General features: G+C 59.1%; 1 protein-coding gene. It reads left to right on the top strand.

Going from position 1 to position 3,283, the window contains the following annotated elements; genetic code table 11:
• Positions 1 to 1,211: 1,211 nt before the first annotated feature.
• Positions 1,212 to 3,283: DUF6797 domain-containing protein (locus VGG64_22560; GenBank protein ID HEY1602402.1), on the top strand; the 2,072-nt coding region annotated here is incomplete at its 3' end.

Here is a 3,283-nt window from a genome sequence, read left to right as displayed (position 1 = left end):
TGCACAAAACCGGGTACAAGTTCCATCGTGAGCCTCCTTGCTCGATGCCTGAGAGTGATGTCCCAAGCATTGTGCCGGAGGCTCGCACTATTTACGCAGACCAGTTTCGGGCACCCTAAAAACTGCAAAAGTCGAACTTAGAGATGCTGCCCGATTAGCGCGCTGCCGGTGTGGTTGAGCCAGGTAGTTCGATGCGCCGAACAGCATAGACGATGCCGTGGCCACAATCAAGATTGGGTCGTGCGGCAGGATTTGAACGCGGTGCCAAAAACCGTTCATTTTCTGGCACAATGCGCGTTAGAACCGGTGCCAGATCGCCTCCGGAATGCGAGTGCCGTAAACTCGTCGCATGAATCAACGTGCCAAGAACCCATTCAATCCGAGGAAGGTGAGACTAGACTGGTCCGTCCGCGCGTTGGCATGCTTTGGTCCCGTTCGCCAATGTAGGTCGAAGCCGATCCGTAAGTGAAAACATCGCAGCGGCAAGTCGCCGACGTGGTTGTATGTCAGGTGGCAGCGGAAGTGCGAGACGGTCAGGCAGGTCGCGCAACACGAATGCACAGATGAGCCCTTTTACATGACTTGCGACTGTGGGCGCTATCAACGTCCGAGGTTGTCCTGGGGCGTTTTCGACAATCCACCCACATCCACCAAATGACCGTCCGGCAACGTCGTTGATCGTAAGTAGGCGTCCGTCGTATCGGGCCGCCGAGATTGGCTACAACTTTGCTACATTTGCGCTGAAAACTGGTGCTGTCGAGGCGATCTAGTGCGCAAAAAGAAGCCCCCGCAAGTCATTGCGGGGGCGAGAGATCCGCTAGAGCGGAAGGCAAGGGATTCGAACCCTCAACCCCTTGCGGGGCAGCTGATTTCGAGTTGTCCTGCGCGATGTTCCACGATTGTCGTTCTGCGCCCAAACCGTACACGGTTGTGTAGTTCGGGCGACGGCTAGCTTCCACGACTGCCCGCCGTGTTCGCCGCTGCCCGCCCCTTTGGCGACAAATCGGCTGCCACGCTCGATATGACGGCCGAAGTCCACAGAAATACTGAATGATATGACCGATGCGTCCTTAACGAGATATCCGTGTCGGGGGTTCACCCATCCACTCCGCGACCTTAAGATCGGAGGAATTCATCTCGCGTTCGCGGCAGCTTAAGCGGTGGCGCGCGAAGTGCGCCGAACGACAATGTAAGACGGTTTCGAGGTGTGCATGCCGCGAGTAGCTCGTTGGTTCGTAATATTTGTCGGTTTGTTGCTTGGCGGGCGTGCAGCCGCGGCGCAGGCCGCCGAGCCAGAACCGTATGACGCTCGACGGGCGTTGGCACTGGTAGCTGAGGCGCAGGAGCAAGGGAATACCGAACGCGGCGCGTCGGTTTTCGCGTCGCAAAAATATGCATGCCTATTGTGCCATCGGATTGGCGAGCAAGGGGGCACGATCGGCCCCGATTTGACCCGCGTGGCGGCGACGCTCTGCCCCCAGGAAATCGCCGAGGCATTGTTGTGGCCCAAGCGCCGGGTCAAGCCCGAGTTCGTTGCCACTAGCGTTGCCACCTCGCAAGGCGAGATTCACCAGGGCTATGTCGTCAGTGAAGACGCGACGAACCTCGTATTGCGCGTGGCAGCTTCGGGTGAGCGGTTAACGATCGTCAAGGCTGACGTTGAGGAACGTCAGGAAATAGGCACGTTGATGCCCGAGGGACTCAGTTCGGCTATGACCACAGCCGAACGGCGCGATGTCGTGCGATTTCTGCTCGAGCTGGGACATGACGAAAACTCTCGCGTCGCGCATTTGCTGGCCGTGACGCACACGGCCGGCGTCTTTCCTTACGAACTTGCGCCCTTGGAATCGTCCGAGTGGCGGTTCACGAAGCAACCGGTTAACCGCGATCGGCTCTACGATTTTTATGCCAAGGAGGCCGACTACTTTCGTGTGCAAAAGCCGGCCGTAGCCATCTTGCCCGCCTATCCCGGCCTCGACGGTGGTAGCTACGGACACTGGGGGAATCAGAACGAGGATACGTGGCGCGACGATCGTTGGAACGCTTCGGATCTTGGCTCGCTGCTTTGCGGCATTGTGAAAGCAGGCGACAAGAGTATCGAACGCGGAGTGTGCGTGCGACTCGGTGATCAGGGTGAACTGGCCGCCTGCTTCAATGCTGAAACATTGCGCTACGAGACGGCCTGGAACGGTGGGTTTGTCAAATTCTCGCCCGTGCGGCATGGTTTCGTCGATGGGCTAATGATCGACGGTGCGCGCGTCGCCAGCCCAGCCGACCCGCCGTCCCCTGCGACGAAAAGATATCGCGGCTTTTACCGTCACGGGCGACAGGTGATTTTTGCGTATGAACTCGATGGTAGGCTCTATCTTGATGCGCCTGGCGTGGACGACGGTCGCTTTGTTCATGCCATAGCGCCAGCCGAAGAACATCCGCTACGAAGTTTGACGCACGGCGGCCCGGCCCAATGGCCGCAAGCGATCGAGACCATCGGCACACTGGGACAGGGTGAGCCGTATGCGATCGACACCATCACTCCACCGACGAAAAATCCCTGGAACGCGCTCATGTTCTTCGGCGGGCATGGTTTTCTCCCTGATGGAACGGCAATGGTGTGCACCATGCAGGGGGATGTGTGGCATGTCTCGGGCCTCGATGCGAAGCTAGAGCATGTCCGCTGGAAGCGCTTTGCGTCGGGCTTACACCACCCGCAGGGACTGGTTGTTGCCGGCGGGAAGGTCTATGTCTTGGGGCGCAACCAGATCACGCGATTACACGATCTCAACGACGACGACGAGGCCGATTTCTATGAGTGCTTCAGCGATGCGTTCGTTACTTCCAGTGCAGGGCACGACTTCATTTGTGGCCTGGAGCGCGACGCGGAGGGGAATTTTTACACCGCTTCAGGAAACGAAGGGCTGCTGCAAATCTCGCCCGACGGACTAACGGCCCGCGTGCTCGCAACCGGCTTCCGCAATCCCGATGGCCTAGGGCTTCTTCCCGACGGATCGATCACCGTTCCATGCTCGGAAGGAGAATGGACGGCGACGTCGATGATTTGCCTGGTTCGGCCCACAGCACGGTCGACGAACGGGACATCGGCCGCGATGCCTCATTTCGGTTATCGCGGGCCAAAAGCCGGCAGGCCACCCGACCTGCCGCTGGTGTATCTTCCGCGCGGGCTGGATAACTCGGCCGGCGGTCAAACGTTTGTTGATTCCGACCGTTGGGGGCCGGTGGCCGGCAACCTGGTGCACTTTTCCTATGGCGCCGGCACCTATGCCTT

This window comes from Pirellulales bacterium, from assembly GCA_036490175.1.
Classification (GTDB): Bacteria; Planctomycetota; Planctomycetia; order Pirellulales; family JACPPG01; genus JACPPG01.
This window is presented reverse-complemented; position numbering and strand designations above follow the sequence as displayed.